The sequence below is a fragment of the Euzebya tangerina genome, from assembly GCF_003074135.1.
In the GTDB taxonomy this organism is placed as follows: Bacteria; Actinomycetota; Nitriliruptoria; order Euzebyales; family Euzebyaceae; genus Euzebya; species Euzebya tangerina.
On the sequence record NZ_PPDK01000001.1, the window covers coordinates 1,618,979 to 1,635,421 of the forward strand.

A 16,443-nucleotide genomic window follows, 5' to 3' on the forward strand; every position below is an offset into this window, starting at 1 on the left:
CCCTTCGACTCGTTTCCGGTAATCTACCAAACATTCGGTAGAACAAGCGAGGAGAAGTCATGCGCGAAGCCGTGATCGTCGACGCCGTCCGAAGCCCGATCGGGAAGGGGAAGCCGGGGGGAGCGCTGTCCGGCTGGCATCCCGCCGACCTGCTGGGGACCGTCCTCGCCGGCCTCGTGGAGCGGACGGGCGTCGACCCCTCCACCATCGAGGACGTCATCGCCGGGTGTGTCTCCCAGGCGGGTGAGCAGTCGTTCAACGTCGCTCGCAACGCCGTCCTCTCCGCGGGCCTCCCCGAGACGGTGCCGGCCACCTCGATCGATCGGCAGTGCGGCTCGTCCCAGCAGGCCGTCCACTTCGCCGCCCAGGGCATCATCGCCGGCGCCTACGACGTCGCCATCGCCGCCGGGGTTGAGGTGATGTCGCGGGTGCCGATGTTCTCCTCGAACATGGGCACCGACCCCTACGGCACCGGCACCCACGAGCGCTACGACAACCGCTTGGTCCCACAGGGCATCTCCGCCGAGATGATCGCCGCGAAGTGGGGGTTCAGCCGCGAGCAGCTGGACGAGTTCGCGGCCGGCTCCCACGCCAAGGCCCACCACGCCACCCAGGAGGGGTGGTTCGAGCCCGAGATCCTGCCGCTCGCCGTCGACCGGGGCGAGGGCCCGACCGGCGAGACCATCGCCACCGACGAGGGCATCCGACCCGGGTCGACTCCGGAGGTGCTGGCCGGGCTCCGTCCCGCCTTCCACACCGAGGAGCTGGCCGCCGAGCACCCGGACCTCAGCTGGGTGGTGACGGCCGGAGGCGCCTCGCAGCTCTCCGACGGCGCCGCCGCGCTGCTGCTCATGGAGCGAGAGACCGCCGAGGAGGCCGGCTTCACCCCCCGAGCGGCCGTCCGGCACTTCGCGGTCGTCGGCGACGACCCGATCCTCATGCTGACCGGTGTCATCCCCGCAACCGAGCAGGTGCTGGCCCGCGCCGACCTGACCATGGCCGACATCGACGCCTTCGAGGTCAACGAGGCCTTCGCACCCGTCGTCCTCGCCTGGGAGGCGGAGATGAAACCCGACATGGACCGGGTCAACGTGCATGGCGGTGCGATCGCCAACGGACACCCGCTGGGTGCGTCCGGAGCCAAGCTGATGACCACGCTGCTCGGCGTACTCGAACGAACCGGTGGACGGTATGGCCTGCAGACCATGTGCGAGGGTGGCGGCATGGCCAACGCCACCATCATCGAGCGGTTGAGCTGATGGACATCGAGTTCGGGGTCCCCGGCCAGATCATGCCGCCGGCCGACAAGGCCATCCAGTTCGCCCAGCGGGCTGAGGAGGACGGCTTCGACGCGGTGTGGTGGCCCTGCCACCTGATGAACTGGTTCCCCGACTCGATCTGGACCGAGGACATCAGTCCGCTCACCAAGTACCAGAAGGTCCACACGCACTTCGACCCGCTGCTGATGATGTCGGCCGTCGGCTCGCAGCTCGAGCGGACCAAGGTCGGCGTGGTCGTCACCGACCTGCTGCGCCGCAACCCGGCCATGGCGGCCAACGCCCTCCTCACCCTCGACCACGTCACCCAGGGGAAGGCGATCCTCGGCCTCGGGAGCGGCGAGCGGCTAAACGTCGAGCCGTACGGCATCAACTTCGACAAGCCCGTCGGCAAGTTCGAGGAGCACCTGCACGTCATGCGGATGCTGATGGACACCGACGACCCGGTCACCTGGAAGGGGGAGCACATCACGGTGGAGGATGCGGTCCTGCACCTGCCCCCCTACGGCGACCGGCAGCCGCCCATCTGGGTTGCGGCCCACGGGCCCCGGATGCTCGGGATCACCGGCCGGTACGGCGACGGGTGGTTGCCGACCAAGATGCCGCCGGAGCAGTACGGCACCTCCCGGGAGACCATCATTGCCGCGGGGGAGGAAGCCGGCCGGGACATGAGCCACTTCCAGCCCGGGATGCTCGGCTACATCCTGGTTGGCCCGGACGAGGAGGCCGTCGAGCGGATGACCCACGAGGCGCTGGTCCGCTTCCTCTGCGTCCTGCTGCCCTCGCAGGTCTACCGGGACCTCGGCTTCACCCCGCCGCTGGAGGGGAAGGGGTCTGGATTCCACGACTTCATCCCCTCACGCGTCGACCGGGCCGAGGCCGAGCGCATCGTCGAGGCGATCGACCCCTCCGTCGTGCGCTACTACGCCTTCTGCGGCACGCCCGAGTCCATCGTCGACCAGCTGAAGCCGTACCACGCCAATGGCCTGCGCCACATGATCCTGTGGAACATCACCGCCTTCGGCGACCCTGAGCTGGCGCGCTGGTCCTTCGACGGGCTCCGGCAGATCAAGGCCATGTTGCAGGAGGCGTGAGCGTGCCCTCCTCCGAACGATCCGACGCAGCGTCAGTCGAGGCCCTCGAGCCGTTCACCGCCGAGGTTCGCGATGACGGCGTGGCGATCCTCACGATCGACCGACCGGACAAGCAGAACGCGATGTCGGTGGCCTTCTTCGAGAACCTCGAACCGCAGCTCGACATCTTCGACGCCGACGACCGGGTCCGTGTCGTCATCATCACCGGTGCGGGGGAGGAGGCCTTCAGCGCCGGTGGGGACATCGAGAGCTTCCTGATCATGGACGACGTCGCCAGCTACCGGCGGCGGCTGAAGCTGGTCTTCGACGCCTTCCACGCCGTCGAGCGGTGTGAGGTGCCGGTGATCGCCGCGGTCAACGGGGTGGCCTACGGCGGCGGGACGGAGCTGTCCTTGGCCGCCGACCTGGTCATCGCCTCGGACCGGGCGAAGTTCGCCTTCCGTGAGCCGGTGATGGGGTTGATGCCCGGCTACGGCGTGGTCCGCGGGCCCGCCGTCATCGGGCCGCAGTGGACCCGGTACCTCGCGCTCTCGGCCAACCCGATCGACGGGGCGACGGCGGAGCGGATCGGTCTCGCGTTGCGGTGCGTGCCGCACGAGCAGCTGATGGACACCGCGATCGAGGTAGCCGCGGGCATCGCCCGCCGGGCACCGCTGTCGGTGCGCATGGGCAAGGCGTTCATCAACCGCACCCAGGGGGCCCCTGGCCTGGCGGAGTCGATCGAGGCCACCGCGCTGCTCTTCACCACGCAGGACCACAAGAACGCCGCCCAGGCCTTCCTGGACAAGGAGCGCCCGACCTTCGAGGGGCGCTGACTTGGCACAAACGGTCAGAGGCCCGCGCTGGGCCTCGATACCGTCACTCCGGTGAACGCCCCCTCCTCCACCATGCCTGCCGACGTGGCTGCGACGTTCGACGCGTCCGACCGCGAGGTCAGGGACGCGCTGCTCTCCCTGCGACACCTCATCCTCGACACCGCTGCGGAGACAGCTGACGTCGGTCCGCTGGAAGAGTCTCTGAAGTGGGGGCAGCCCAGCTACCGGCCCCTCGACGGCGGCGGGACGACCGTCCGAGTGGCGCCCGTCCGAGGGTCCTCCACCACCTATGGCATGTACGTGACCTGCTCCACCTCGCTGGTCGAGCAGTGGCGAGACGCCTTCGGTGAGCTGTTCCGGTATGACGGAACACGCGGGATCCTGTTCGAGGTCGGCGCCCCAGTCCCCACAGACGAGGTGCGGGCGTGCGTTGTGATGGCGCTGACCTACCACCGCACAGATTGACCAGAACGGTGTGTCGAGCCCCCGCCCGCACCGTAGTACCCGCAGGTGAGAGGCCTGCGCCCGCACGGATCGACCGAACGGGCGACCTCCACCTACTTCGATTTCGGTCGATCTGTGCCAGTCGCGGCTCACGTTGGCTCAGGCGGAGGTGATCCGCGGCGCCTCGGTGATCCCTGCCTCCTCCAACTCTCTCCGGATCCGCTCGCGCAGCTTGTACTTCTGGACCTTCGTGCCCGACATCGGGAAGTCCTCGGTGAAGCGGACGTAGCGCGGGACCTTGAACGTGGCGATCTGACCTCGGCAGAAGTCGATCAGGTCCTGCTCGGTCACGGTCGATCCGTCGACGCGCTGGACGAAGGCGCAGGGCACCTCGACGTACCGGGCATCCGGCGCCGCCACGACCTGAACCATCCGGACGTCAGGATGGCCCGCGAGGTGGTCCTCGATCTCCGCCGCGGCGACGTTCTCTCCGCCGACCTTGAGCATGTCCTTCAACCGTTCGACGAAGGTGATCCGGCCGTCGGCGTCCAGTCGGCACAGGTCGCCGCTGTGGAACCAGCCGTCCGGGTCGATCCGCTCGGCGGTTATGGCGGGATCTCCGTAGTAGCCGAGCAGCCGTGAGGGGCCCCGGTACAGCAGCTCGCCCCGCGCTGGCGGCTGCAGTACCTCTCCGCTGACCGGGTCGAGCAGTCTGACCTCCATGCCCGGCAGCACGTGCCCATTGGTCTGCGTGCGCTCCTCGAGGGTGTCGGTCACGACGCCGACGGCCAGGAACCCGCCGGATTCCGTCGACCCGGTGCCCGAGACCTGGACGGCGTCGGGGACCCGCTCCTGCATGGCGCGGAGACGCTCCGGGGTGCCGATGTTGATGATGCGCTCGACCGTCGAGAGGTCCGTCGTGGCGAAGTCGGGGTGGTCGAGGACGGCCAGCCAGATCGTCTCGAAGGAGGGGAAGGCCAGCGTGCAGCGCTCCTCCTCCAACTGGCGGAGGGCCACGCCGGGATCGAAGAAGCCGACGTGCACCAGCGTGCACCCGGCGACGAAGGCCGCCCCGGTCGCGGCGATGGCGGCGATGTGGAACAGGGGGAGCGGGGACCAGAACCGGTCGTCGGGCATGAGCTCCAACCGCTCGGCCAGGCTGGCGCTGGAGTTCAGGATCGTCGCTTGGCTGTGCATGACCCCCTTCGGTCGCGAGGTGGTCCCGGAGGTGAACAGGATCATGGCGAGCGCATCGGGGTCGACGGCCGGCAAGTCGTCCGCGACGCTGCGGGAGAGGAACGTCGACCAGGGCAGCACCTGCGGACGCCGAGGCTTCCCGCCGGGACGGTCAGGTTCCCCGCCGGGAAGGTCAGGTTCCCCGCCGACGATGTGACGGAGGGCCGGAACAGCTGCGGGGTCCTCCGTGGCGACCAGGACCTCCTTCAGGTACAGCTGCTCGGCGATCACCACGCGGACGTCAGCGTCGGCCAGGACACCGGTGATCTCGGCTGCCTTGTAGCGGGCGTTGATGGGCACCGCAACGGCGCCCAACCGCAGGATGCCGAGCATCACCACCAGGATGTCCACCCCGCCGGCCATCAGATACGCGACGTGGTCTCCCGGCTCGACACCCAGGGCGCGCAGGTTCCCGGCCAGCCCGATCGACCGCTCACGCAGCTCTCCGTAGGTGACGCGCTCATCGGGGAACACCAGCGCCTCCACGTCACTGCGCTCCGCCGCCTGGTCCACGATGTCGGGCAGGGTCAGGCCGTCGACGTCGAACCTGGGATGTGTGTCAGACATGGGAGCCTCCGGTGACGTCTTGGACGGGACAGACCTGGCCACGGGTCAGGGTCTCGAGGATCCTGCCCTGGGCCAGGAACGACGCGGCGATCAGCGCGAGCTCGACGATCTCGGTGTCGGTGAAGTGGTCGCGGAGCGCCTCGTAGGTCTGGTCGTCGATCTGGCTGTGGTCGCCCGCCAGCGCGCCTGCGTAGGTGACCGCCAAGGTCTCTCGGTCGGTGAGGCCGGCGCTGGTCGGGTCGCGGAGCACGGCGTAGATCAGATCCTCGTCCACGCCCTCGCGATGGGCAGCGGGTCGTCGGACGGACTGGCACACCGGACACCCGGTCTGCTGCGCGACGGCCAGGCGGACCAGTTCGGTCAGGCGGGGCCCGAGCGGCGACCGGAGCCAGCGCTCGAAGTGGACCTGGAGGACGTCCGCGGCGTGATCCGGACTGGCGGACAGGAACCTGAGGATCTCGTTGCCCTCGTCCAGCGGTTCTCCCGCTACGTCTGTAACGGCCCACTGTCGTAGCTCCGGTGCGATCGCCGAGCCGGGTGGGAGGGTCATCATCAGGGATCCCTTCGTGGGGAGGATTGGTGCGGGGGCTACTCGTACAGGCGACGCAGGGGCCCCAGGAGGGCGCGGTCCAGGGCGAGATCGTCGAGGAGGAACCGACGGACAGCCGGACGGAGGTCAGCCAGGACATCCTCGGACTCCACGCGAGCGGCGATCTCCCCCAGGTCGCCGGTGAGCCCGCGGTCGCGCAGCGTGGCTCGGAGGCCGGCTTCAGCCATGGTCCGCCGTGACTGAACAGCCGGCTCGTGGTGTGCCCGCACGGCGGCTGTCTCGAGCAGCGCCGCCGCCGTCTTCAGTCCACGGCGGGTCCGGCCGTCGTCGATCATCGGCAGCACGTCGTCGCGGAGAAAGCGGGCGACACCCTCGTCGATCTCGGCACCACTGGGTCGGGGTCCCACACCCGTCTGCGCTTCGGTGGTGGGGTCCGCCGCCGCAGACTCCGCCGATCCGATCTCCGCCGAGCGGTCCTCCACCGTTCCCCAGCCGGCCAGCTCGGCTGCGCGACCGAGGGTCTGTGCTGGCAGATCGAGCCCGAGCCCAGCCAGGTTCGGCGCGTTGGAGCGGCCGGTGGCGAAGGCCGCGGCACCGGCCAGGATCATGATGGATCGGGTCACGCAGGTGAGGGCCAAGAAGAACCGCAGCACCTCCGGGTCCACGGAGTGCTCCGCTGCCGCCTCGTACGCCTCCACGAGCGCCCGCTGGGGGACGCCGTGGTCCCCCTCCATCCAGATGGCCGCGGCCAGATCCTCCAGTGGATGGCCGAAGTGCGCCAACTCCCAGTCCAGCAGCCCCGTCACCTCGCCGGCCTCACCCAAGGCGTTGTGCGCGCCGGCGTCGCCCCACAACTGGACGGCCGGCACCTCGGCGAGCGCCGCCGGGACCGCCGCGTGGGCCCACGACAACAACCCCTCGACCAGCGGAGGTGGTGGGACGGCGTTCCCCACAGCGCGGCGTCGCCACCGGCTGATCTCGGCACGGGTCGCCTCGGCGGCATCTCGCTCGTCGGGGTCTGCCAGACCAGCTCGGTGCAGGGCCGCCAGGTGGGTCATCAGGTCCGCGGAGAGCTGCTCGCGCTGCGCCCTCGGGGTGCGCACCAGGGGGACGCCCGGCACGAAGTCCATCAGCATGAAGGGGGCGCCCAGCACCTCGGGATCGGTCTCGACCAGGTGCACCTCCGGGACCGGCACACCGGCCGCGGCCGCGGCGCGCATGACCGTTGCCTCCGCGGTCCGGCTGGTCCACTCGAGCGGCCCGGCCGGAGCGGTTCGCCGCAGGACCAGTCGCCGCTGCACCTCGTCGGCCGACGCAGGCGAGCCATCGGGGCCGGACAGATGGAGGAACCAGGTTTCCTGGCCGTTGCCGATCGGGCCGCGCTCGACCGACCGGCACACCGCTCCCTGACCCAGGTGAGCGTGCAGCACCGTACTGACCTGAGCGGTCGTCAATGGCTCCACACGTCGTCCGTTCCACCTACCAATCGATTGGTAGAACGATAGACCACCGGACCGGGGAGCCCCAACGTTGACCAGTCGTGAAGTCGGGCTACCGTTCAGCATCAACACGGAGGGCACACACATGGCTTCGGACAGCTGTCAGCCCCATCGGGCGCCCGGACGGGCACGCCCGAGTTCGCCCACGATTGGACCAGTAGATGAGTGACGTCGAGGTCGAGCACGTGAGCGACGAACTGCCGGATCGGACACCCCGGGAGCGCGAGATCCTGGATGCCGCCGCCACGGTGTTCCACCAGAAGGGGTACGGCGCCGCCACCATCCAGGACATCGCGGACGCCGTCGGGATCCTGAAGGGGAGCCTGTACTACTACATCAACTCCAAGGAGGACCTGCTGTTCGAGGTGCTCCGTGACGCCCATCACGTCTCCCGCGTGCACCTGGAAGAGGCCAAGGCCGTCGAGGGCGACGCGCTGATCAAGCTTCGCGCGTTCATGGAACTGCACATCAAGTCCAACATCACCAACCGGGTGATGATCGGCGTCTACTTCCACGACTTCCGATCGCTGACGCCGGAACGGCGAGCCATGTTCATGGGCGGCCCGGACGATCACGAGACCTACGTCCTCGAGCTCATCGAACTGGGCAAGGAGCAGGGCCTGATCCGCCCCGACGTCGACGTCCGCATGACCGGCCTGGCGCTGATGGGGATGATGAACTGGGTCTACCAGTGGTACTCACCCGACGAGGTTGGCGGCGTGACCCCCAAGCAGTTGGCGACCGCCTTCGCCGACCTGGCGTTGCGTGGCCTCGACGATCGCTCGGAGCACGAGTGGCCGTCGGCCAGCATGACCAACGCCCTCGGTGAGCTGGTGCAGCAGCGGTGAAGAGCTTTCTCTACCAATCGTTTGGTTGTATCGTCCTCTGCGAGCTTGACCACACACGTTGGGAGGTGGAGCAGGCGCCATGCCCAGTGTGAGCACACAGCAGCAGGCCGAGTCGCCGGAGCGGTCCGCTCGTGCAGACGAGATCCGCCGGACCGCCGCAAAGATCTTCCATGAGAAGGGGTACGAGGGCACCTCCATCCAGGACATCGCGGATGCCGTCGGGATCCTCAAGGGCAGCCTCTACTACTACATCAACTCCAAAGAGGACCTGCTCTTCGACGTCATCCGGTCCGCACATGACCAGGGCCTGCAGGACGCAGCCCACTGGAGCTCGAGCGACGCTCGCCCCGCGGCCCGTCTGCGCGCCGCCATCAGACAGCACGTGATCAGCAACCTCTCGCGCCTCGTCGAGGTCGGAGTGTTCTTCCACGACTTCCGGTCGCTCAGTGACGATCGTCGTGCTGAGATCGTCGCCGATCGGGACTACTACGACGCGCGGCTTCGCCAGCTGGTGATCGACGGTCAGGAAGCCGGCGAGTTCGACGCCACCCAGGATCCCAAGCTCGTCGTCCTCGGCATGTTGGGGATGATGAACTGGGTCTATCAGTGGTACTCGCCGGAGGGTCCGCAGTCGCCCGAGGCCATCGCCGACAGCTTCGCCGACCTCATCCTGGGAGGTCTGGTCGTTCGTTCGGCGGGCTGACCGGATCGGAGGTGCGGTGAGCCCGATCCAGCGGCTCACCCCCAGGGCAGCGCGGCTGCTCCTGGTCATGGCCATGGGGCTGTGGGGACTGCAGTTCGTCGCGAACCACGAGCTCCTGGACGTGCTGAGCGCGGTCGACATCGTGGTGATCCGCTTCATCGTCGTGTTCGTCGTCGTGCTTGCCGCCGTGGCGACCGTCCCCTCCCTGCGACCGCGATTCACCCGGCTGGACGTCGGGATCATGCTGCTGGCTGGCGGGCTGGCGGTACCGGGGGCTCAGCTGATGCTGGCGCAGGGCCAGAACTTCCTGGCACCGGCCATGGCCGGGCTGGTGGTCGCAACCCAACCGGCGATCACGGCGGCGCTGTCGTCGCTGCTCCTACGCGAGCGGCTGGGTCGCGTCGCGTGGGTGGGGACGGTCCTCGCACTCACCGGCGCCGGGACGGTTGTCGTGTTCGCCACCGGAGGGGGGACGGAGCTCACGGTGGCCAACCCCTGGGGCGCCGCCCTGGTGCTCGGAGCCCAGGTCTCATTCGCCGGGTACACGGTCCTGACCAAGGCGGTGCAGGGGCGGACGGCACCGTTGACGCTGACGTTCTCGGGGCTGCTGGCCGGCTCGATCTGGTTGCTGCCGCTCCTCCCAGCCGTGGTGGGGCAGCTGGGCGCGTTGGAGGGGCTGCGTTGGTTGTGGTTCGTCCAGCTCGTGGTTGGCGGCACCCTCATCCCCTACATCATCTGGAACCTGGCACTCACCGTCCTCGATGCTGCCGAGACCGCGTCGTACACCTACCTCGTGCCCCTCTTCGGTGTGCTGTGGAGTTGGGCCATCCTGCGGGAGGACCTCTCCACCGTGGGTCTGGCCGGCGGGGTCGTGATCGTCATCGGGGTTGTGATGACCCAGGTCGGCGGTGCCTCGCGGTCGGCTATGACGCCGGATCCAGTTCCTGAACCAACTGGTCACGAAGCTTGAACTTCTGGACCTTGGTCGACGACATGGGCCACTCCGTGACGAACCGGACGACGCGGGGGACCTTGAAGCTCGCGATCGCCCCGACGCAGTGGTCGATCAGCTCCTCCTCGGAGGGGGCATGGCCGGCCCGGGGTTCGATGAAGGCCGCCGGCAGTTCACCGTAGGTGGGGTCGGGGTAGCCGACGACCTGCGCGATCTTGACGCCGGGGTGGGTCTGCAGGTGGGACTCGATCTCGATGGCCGCCACGTTCTCGCCCCCCACCTTCAGCATGTCCTTGGTCCGTCCCTTGAACAGCAGCTGCCCGTCCTCCGTCAGCACTCCGAGGTCACCCGACAGCCAGAACCCGCGGCCGTCGAAGGATGCCTCGTTCTTCTCCGGCGCGTTGTGGTACCCGCCGAAGAGCGTGATGCCGCGGATGGCGATCTCGCCCGTCTCTCCGGCGGGGAGTGGTGTCCCGTCCTCACCCCGGATCTCCACCTCCAGCCCGTCCATCGGGGTGCCCTGCGTCGTCAGACGGACGTCGTCGGGATCGGTGACCCGGACCATGGTGGCCGAGCCGGCTGTCTCGGTCATGCCGAAGGCGTTGACCAACTTGGTGTGTCGCAGGCGCGACTGGATGGAGCGCTGTGCGTCCGGTGGGGCGACGTTGAAGAGGGTCTTGAGGCCGGCCAGCGTCGTGTCCGCGTCGTAGGCGGGATGGTCCAGGATCCCCTCCGTGATCGTCGGAAAGGCCGTGAATGCCTGAGTGACGCCCTCGCGCGCGATCAGCGCCATCGCTTCATCAGGGTCGGGGAAGACCTGCGAGACGAAGGTGCCCCTCACCAGCATCATCGCCGCCAGCGGCTGGGACACGGCGGTGTGGAACATGGGCAGCGGGTCGTACATGACATCACCGTCGCGGTACTCGAACCGCTGGGCGGTCATGGCCCCGACGCGGATCAACGCGCTGTGGGTCAGGACACACCCCTTGGGGTTCGACGTCGTCCCAGAGGTGTAGAACATCATCGCCGGACCGTCGGGCGAGCGGTCCGCCGCCTGGCCGTTGGCCGAGTCGTGGGCGGCCTCGGCGAAGCGGGTCGGGCCGAGGACCCCGGCAGCGGCGTTGGCGTCCATCGACACCACCCAGCGCAGCGAGGGAGCGTCGGCCACCGAGAGCGGTTCGGCCGCGTCCGAGGCTGCGGCCGCCGCGATCTCGGGGAAGGCCGACCCCAGACGGTCCAGGTGTTCGGCGTGGGGCGAGATCTCGTCGTGCACGACCACAACCGACGCGCCGCAGTCGGGGATGACGTGCCGGAGTTCGTTGCGCTGGAAGCGGGCGTTGATGGGTGCGCACACTGCGCCCAGGTGCAGGCAACCGAACAGCAGCTCCATGAACGTCAGGCAGTTCGGCATCAGCACCGCGACGGTGTCGCCGCGGCGTACACCCAACCCGCGGAGCGAGGCCGCCACCTGCTCGGCGCGCGCTTGCATCCCGGCATAGGTGAGCCGCGAGCCCTCGATCACGATGAAGTCCCGGTCGCCGACCTCCGCGGCGTTGCGGCGCAGCAGCCGGTCCATCGTGAGTGTGCCGACATCGTCCACTGGGGTCGTCCTTCCGTGCGGTGCTTCAGCATCAATTCTACTTACCGTCTGGTCAAATCTGTCGTAGAGTCGAGCCCGGATTGTCGCCCGCGAAGGAGGTCTGGGAGTGCGAGAGGGCAGGGCGCACACGGGTGGCGCTGACGCGACGCGCTCGTACTGCCGGCTCTGTCCGGCTCTCTGCGGGATCCTGGTGACGACCGACGGCGACCGCGTCGTCGATGTCGGTGGTGATCCGGATCATCCCCTGTCCGAGGGCTACACCTGCCCGAAGGGTCGGTCGCTGCCGCAGCTGCACCACCGCGCCGATCGGCTCGAGCAGCCGGCCATCGGTCGGCCCGCCGCGCGCGTCGACGTCCACTGGGACGACCTGCTGGATGACCTCGCCGACCGGCTGGCCGGCGTGGAGGACACATCGGGCCCGGACGCCGTCGGCATGTACGTGGGGACCGGCTCGGCGTTCGACGGCGCCGGCCGGGCCACCAGTCGACGATTCATGCGGGCGTTGGGGTCACGCAGCTACTACAGCTCCGGGACCGTCGACTCACCCTGCAAACCCCTGGTCAGCGAGCTGATGGCCGGCAGCGCGGCGATCATGCCGCATCCCACCCCCTCGACCCGGCTGACCCTCCTGGTGGGACTGAACCCGGTCGTGTCGCACGGCCATCTCCACGCCTTCCCGAACCCCCGCAAGGGCTTGCGGACGCTCCGAGAGCAGGGCGAGTTGTGGATCGTCGATCCACGCCGGACGGCATCCACGGCACTGGCCACGCATCACCTGGCACCACGACCGGGCACCGACCACGTCTGGCTGGCCGCGGTCGTCCGCGAGGTCTTGGGCTCGCTGGACCACGCCGAGCTCCGGAACCGGATGACCGGGCTGGACCAGCTGGTTCAAGCGGTTGAGCCCATCGACCTGGCGACCGCCGCCCGGATCTGCGGAGTCCCCACGGCGGACCTGCTGCGACTGGTCGACGCCATCCTCGCCGCCGGGCGGATTGCCGTCGATTCGGGGACCGGTCTGACGATGACCGCGGGTGCCAACGTGGCCCAGTGGCTGCTGTGGACCCTCGCCGTCATCACTGACTCCTTCGACCATCCCGACGGCATGTGGTTCAACCCCGGTCTGCTGCACAGCTTCGACCGCATCACCCTCATCCCGACCGACGGGGCACCCGGTCCCGGGCCGAGGAGTCGGCCCGAGCTGCCCGCCCGTGTGGGCGAGCTCCCCGCAGCCGCCATCGCCGAGGAGATCGAGAGCGGCCACCTGCGAGCCCTGCTCGTCTACGGCGGCAACCTCGTGACCGCCCTCCCGAACGCGCCTCGCCTTCGCGCTGCTCTCGCCCAGCTGGAGGTGCTGGCGGTCGCCGACGTCCAGCCGAGCGTCATGACCGACCTGGCGACCCACGTCCTCCCCGTGACCGGGCAGCTGGAGCGGCCGGACCTGCCGTGGTTCGACACGCTGATGCCGCAGATCAGCGCGCAGTACACGCCTGCCGTGGTCCAGCCCGTCGGGCAGCGGCGCCACACCTGGCAGGTGCTCGCGGAGCTCGGCGAGCGGCTGGACCTCGATGTGATCGGTGGCCTCCCGGTGGCGTCGGCGACCAGCGATGACGTCCTGCGGCTGATGGCCAAGCGGTCGCGCGTCCCCTTCGAGGAGCTGCAGTCGACCGCCGGTCCGGTCATCGATCCGGAGGTGCCGTACGGCTGGGTCCGGGCGGTGCTCCCAGCTGGTGGCTGGCGTGTGGCCCCCGAGCCGCTGGTCGAGCAGTTCGCGGAGCTGACCGGGCGGCTGCTCCGCCGCGAGGAGGGGGACGGGCTGATGCTCGCGCCGTCCCGGCGGCTGCGGCACCTCAACTCGCTGCTGGCGGGCGAGGCGACGGCCGACGGCCGGACGGAGAAGCCAGAGGTGCTCATGCACCCCGATGATCTGGTCGGTGTCGGTGTCGCCGCGGGAGAGGCCGTCGAGGTGACGTCGGAGCACGGTGTCGTGGTCGGGGTGGCCGGCGTCTCGGATGCGCTGCAGCCCGGCACCGTCACCATGCCGCACGGGTTCGCCGATGTGAACGTCAACGACCTGACCGACGACGCCGAGGTCGATCCCCTCACGGGTATGCCGGTGTACTCAGGCCTGCAGATCCACGTGACCGCGACGGGGATGTGAGGGATGACCCTCCGATTCGGTCTCGTGCTGCCGATCCAGTCGATCGGCGATGACATCCCGACGCTGGTCGACCAGCTGCGGGCCGAGGTCCAGGCGGCCGAGGCTGCCGGGTTCGATGCGGTCTTCCTGACCGAGTTCCACCAGGCCCGCGGCGGGGCGCTGGTCTCGCCCCTGCTCGTGGGGGCCGGGCTGTTGGCCGGTACCAGCCGCATCCGGTTCGGGACCGCGGTGGTCCCGACACCCCTCCACCATCCCGTCCGCCTCGCGGAGGACGTCGTGATGCTGGACCACATGAGCCGCGGCCGGGTGATCCTGGGTCTTGGGATCGGCCATCAACCACCCGACTTCCGGCTGTTCGGGGTCGATCGATCAGCACGGGTATCGCGGACGGAGGAGGCGATCGCGGTGCTGGAGCAGTGCTTCAGCGGCCAGCCGTTCAGCCACAGCGGCGAGCACTTCGAGGTGACGGGCCAGGTCACGCCCGCGCCGTACACCGCGCCGCGGCCGCCCATCTGGATGGGTGCACACTCGGCACCCGGGCTGGACCGGTCGGCTCGGCTGGCGGACCTGTGGCTGTGCGATCCCGAGCGGCACATCGACGTCGTGGCGAGGCTCGCTGAGCAGTATCGAGCGCGGTGTGCCGTTCACGGGACCACGCCCCGGGTGGGTCTGTTCCGCGAGGCGTGGATCGCCGACTCGGCAGCCGAGTGTGAGGCCGAGTGGGCGCCGCACGCCATGCAGGTCCACCGGCTCTACTACAACGTCGGGGTCTACTTGGAGGAGTTCGAGCCGTGGGTCACCCAGGTGCAAAGCCGAGAGGACTTCACCCTCGATCTGCTCGGGCCGGGACGGTTCCTCTACGGCTCTCCCGATGAGGTGAGGGCTACCGTGACCGAGTGGGTGGGGAAGACCGGGGCGGAGTACCTGGCGCTGCGGTTGCGGCATCCTGGCGGTCCGGGGCATGACGCCACCCTGTCGGCGATCCGGCGCTTCGGAGCAGAGGTGATCGGTCCGCTCGGGGCTGGCGTGGTGTCGCCGTGAGCCGCCGTGCACTGCTGGTCGGCGGGACCGGTCCCACGGGGCCGCACATGCTCCGGGGGCTGCTGGACCGCGGGTTCGACGTGCAGATGTTCCACACCGGGCGGCACGAGCTGCCCGACCAGCCGGACGTGCCGCACATCCACGGTGATCCGTTCTCGGCGGAGGGGATCGCGGAGGCCCTGGGGTCCGAGGAGTACGACGTCGTGATCGCCACGTACGGGCGGGTGCGACTGCTGGCCGACGAGTTGGCTGGACGTTGCCGGCAATTCCTCTTCGTGGGCGGGACGCCGGTGTATGAGGGGATGGTCCACCCGTGGATGCTCGATCCGCCGGGTCTGACGGTGCCGGTCCGCGAGGACCACCAGCGGGTCCCCGCAACCGAGGACGGCCGGGGTGGGTACGGGGTGTCGGCGATCCGGCGGGTCGAGGATGCCGTGTTCGGCTTGGATGCGGAGGAGGCATTCGACGCGACGGTGTTTCGCTACCCGACGATCTACGGGCCACGCAATCCGCATCCGTGGGAGTGGACGATCGTCGCTCGGGCGCTCGACCGACGGCCCTTCATCCTGGTGCCGGACGACGGCCGGGGGACCCACTCGCGGTGTGGGGCGCGCAATGCCGCACACTCAGTGCTGCTCGCGGTGGACCACCCGAGGGCCGCTGCCGGGAAGGCCTACAACGTGGCGGACGACGAGGTCGTCAGCATCAAGCAGTGGGCCCAGATCACCGCCTCGGTCGCGGCGGAGCGGCTGGGTCGGGAACCGGTGCCGGTGCGAGCCTTCCCGGGGGTGGTCCCGCAGCCGGGCTGGGGGATGATCGCGTTCGGGTATCAGGGCACACCGAACTGCATCGTGGACACCTCGGCGATCCGGCGGGATCTGGGCTACGCCGACGTGCAGGGGGTGCGGGACGGCCTGGCCGAGGTGGTGGAGGAGATGCTGGCCGATCCGGACAGCTACCGGGACCACCCGAACAACGTGGACCCCTTCGACTACGCCACCGAGGACCGACTGGTTGCGGCGTGGGACGGGATGCTCGAGGAGTTGCACCGCCTGGCTGAGCCGCTGGCCGAGGGGCTGGCGACGATGCCGACCCCGCAGACCGCGTCGGGGTCGGGATCGTCGGGTTCGGGCTCGGGGTCCGGGTCGTCTGGCTCCGGTTCGTCACCGCTGGGTGGGGAACCTGACCTCGTGGGTGGGGAACCTGACCTTGTGGCCGTCCAGGGAACCGGTGACATCCCCCTGGCCGTGTCGGGGTACTTCGAGTCCATCAACGCCGAGGACTGGGAGCGCCTCCGTCTGCTGCTGGCCGATGACGTCGTGGTCCGAGCCCCCGGGGTCGACCCCGTCCGAGGCGGGCTGGGCGCGGTGGCGTACTACGCCTCAGTCCTCGCGGACTACCCGGAGCACCAGGACCAGCCGACCCGCTTCCTGGTCGCCGACGACGTGGTGACCGTGATGATCGACTACACCGGCCGGACCAGCGCCGGCGTCGACGTCGCCTTCCAGGCCGTCGACGTCTTCACGGTCGCCGACGGCCGGATCGCCGAGGTCCAGATCTGGTACGACACGCTGGCCGTCCGCCGACAGGTTCTCGGTCAGTAGAGAGCCACCGCTCGCAGGCGGCGCGTGGCCACCCCACCGGCGGCCGAGAGCG

Annotated in this window: 14 protein-coding genes; 10 read left to right on the top strand and 4 right to left on the bottom strand. The window is 69.3% G+C overall.

The genetic code is table 11. The annotated features are described in order from the left end of the window. Window positions 1-59 precede the first annotated feature (59 nt). Genes C1746_RS07455 through C1746_RS07470 form a run of 4 tightly spaced genes read left to right on the top strand, consistent with a single transcriptional unit; the run spans window position 60 to window position 3,651 of the window. Complete coding sequence (locus C1746_RS07455; RefSeq protein ID WP_116714002.1) at window positions 60-1,259, top strand: thiolase family protein; 1,200 nt, start codon at window positions 60-62, stop codon at window positions 1,257-1,259. Further along, window positions 1,259-2,371, top strand: a complete 1,113-nt coding sequence (locus C1746_RS07460; RefSeq protein ID WP_116714003.1) for an LLM class flavin-dependent oxidoreductase — start codon at window positions 1,259-1,261, stop codon at window positions 2,369-2,371. Before C1746_RS07455 ends, C1746_RS07460 begins: the two co-directional genes overlap by 1 nt. Then, window positions 2,368-3,186 carry an enoyl-CoA hydratase/isomerase family protein gene (locus tag C1746_RS07465; protein WP_162867497.1) on the top strand — a complete coding sequence of 273 codons (819 nt, stop codon included), beginning with the start codon at window positions 2,368-2,370 and terminating at the stop codon, window positions 3,184-3,186. Before C1746_RS07460 ends, C1746_RS07465 begins: the two co-directional genes overlap by 4 nt. A 51-nt stretch (window positions 3,187-3,237) precedes the next feature. After that, window positions 3,238-3,651: a DUF1801 domain-containing protein gene (locus tag C1746_RS07470; RefSeq protein WP_116714005.1), complete on the top strand. Its 414-nt coding sequence runs from the start codon at window positions 3,238-3,240 to the stop codon at window positions 3,649-3,651. A gap of 138 nt (window positions 3,652-3,789) precedes the next feature. On the opposite strand, the gene C1746_RS07475 is transcribed toward C1746_RS07470, so the two are convergent. Genes C1746_RS07475 through C1746_RS07485 form a run of 3 tightly spaced genes read right to left on the bottom strand, consistent with a single transcriptional unit; the run spans window position 3,790 to window position 7,413 of the window. Beyond that, window positions 3,790-5,433 (bottom strand): class I adenylate-forming enzyme family protein, encoded by a 1,644-nt coding sequence (locus C1746_RS07475; protein WP_116714006.1) that lies wholly within the window; start codon window positions 5,431-5,433, stop codon window positions 3,790-3,792. Beyond that, window positions 5,426-5,986 carry a carboxymuconolactone decarboxylase family protein gene (locus C1746_RS07480; protein ID WP_116714007.1) on the bottom strand — a complete coding sequence of 187 codons (561 nt, stop codon included), beginning with the start codon at window positions 5,984-5,986 and terminating at the stop codon, window positions 5,426-5,428. Before C1746_RS07480 ends, C1746_RS07475 begins: the two co-directional genes overlap by 8 nt. A gap of 35 nt (window positions 5,987-6,021) precedes the next feature. After that, the gene (locus C1746_RS07485) at window positions 6,022-7,413 is read right to left on the bottom strand and encodes a phosphotransferase family protein (RefSeq protein ID WP_162867498.1); all 1,392 of its coding nucleotides are present in this window, start codon (window positions 7,411-7,413) and stop codon (window positions 6,022-6,024) included. Between the two features lie 230 nt (window positions 7,414-7,643). Between C1746_RS07485 and C1746_RS07490 the strand changes: the two genes are divergently transcribed. The 3 genes from C1746_RS07490 to C1746_RS07500 all read left to right on the top strand — a co-directional run bounded on the left by C1746_RS07490 (window position 7,644) and on the right by C1746_RS07500 (window position 10,003). Next, a complete protein-coding gene (locus tag C1746_RS07490; protein ID WP_116714009.1) occupies window positions 7,644-8,330 on the top strand; it encodes a TetR/AcrR family transcriptional regulator in 687 nt (228 codons plus the stop codon). Window positions 8,331-8,409: 79 nt separating this feature from the next. Then, a complete protein-coding gene (locus C1746_RS07495; protein WP_116714010.1) occupies window positions 8,410-9,033 on the top strand; it encodes a TetR/AcrR family transcriptional regulator in 624 nt (207 codons plus the stop codon). Window positions 9,034-9,049: 16 nt separating this feature from the next. After that, window positions 9,050-10,003, top strand: coding sequence for a DMT family transporter (locus tag C1746_RS07500; RefSeq protein ID WP_116714011.1), 954 nt, complete (start codon window positions 9,050-9,052; stop codon window positions 10,001-10,003). Here C1746_RS07500 and C1746_RS07505 read toward each other — a convergent pair. Then, window positions 9,957-11,585: a class I adenylate-forming enzyme family protein gene (locus tag C1746_RS07505; RefSeq protein ID WP_116714012.1), complete on the bottom strand. Its 1,629-nt coding sequence runs from the start codon at window positions 11,583-11,585 to the stop codon at window positions 9,957-9,959. The genes C1746_RS07500 and C1746_RS07505 overlap by 47 nt on opposite strands. A 106-nt stretch (window positions 11,586-11,691) precedes the next feature. On the opposite strand from C1746_RS07505, the gene C1746_RS07510 reads away from it, so the two are divergent. Genes C1746_RS07510 through C1746_RS07520 form a run of 3 tightly spaced genes read left to right on the top strand, consistent with a single transcriptional unit; the run spans window position 11,692 to window position 16,391 of the window. After that, entirely contained in the window at window positions 11,692-13,746 is a 2,055-nt protein-coding gene (locus C1746_RS07510; RefSeq protein WP_116714013.1) for a molybdopterin-containing oxidoreductase family protein, read from the top strand. Window positions 13,747-13,749: 3 nt separating this feature from the next. Beyond that, window positions 13,750-14,787: an LLM class flavin-dependent oxidoreductase gene (locus C1746_RS07515; RefSeq protein WP_116714014.1), complete on the top strand. Its 1,038-nt coding sequence runs from the start codon at window positions 13,750-13,752 to the stop codon at window positions 14,785-14,787. Next, complete coding sequence (locus C1746_RS07520; RefSeq protein WP_116714015.1) at window positions 14,784-16,391, top strand: nuclear transport factor 2 family protein; 1,608 nt, start codon at window positions 14,784-14,786, stop codon at window positions 16,389-16,391. The genes C1746_RS07515 and C1746_RS07520 overlap by 4 nt, the downstream gene beginning before the upstream one ends. Window positions 16,392-16,443 lie beyond the last annotated feature (52 nt).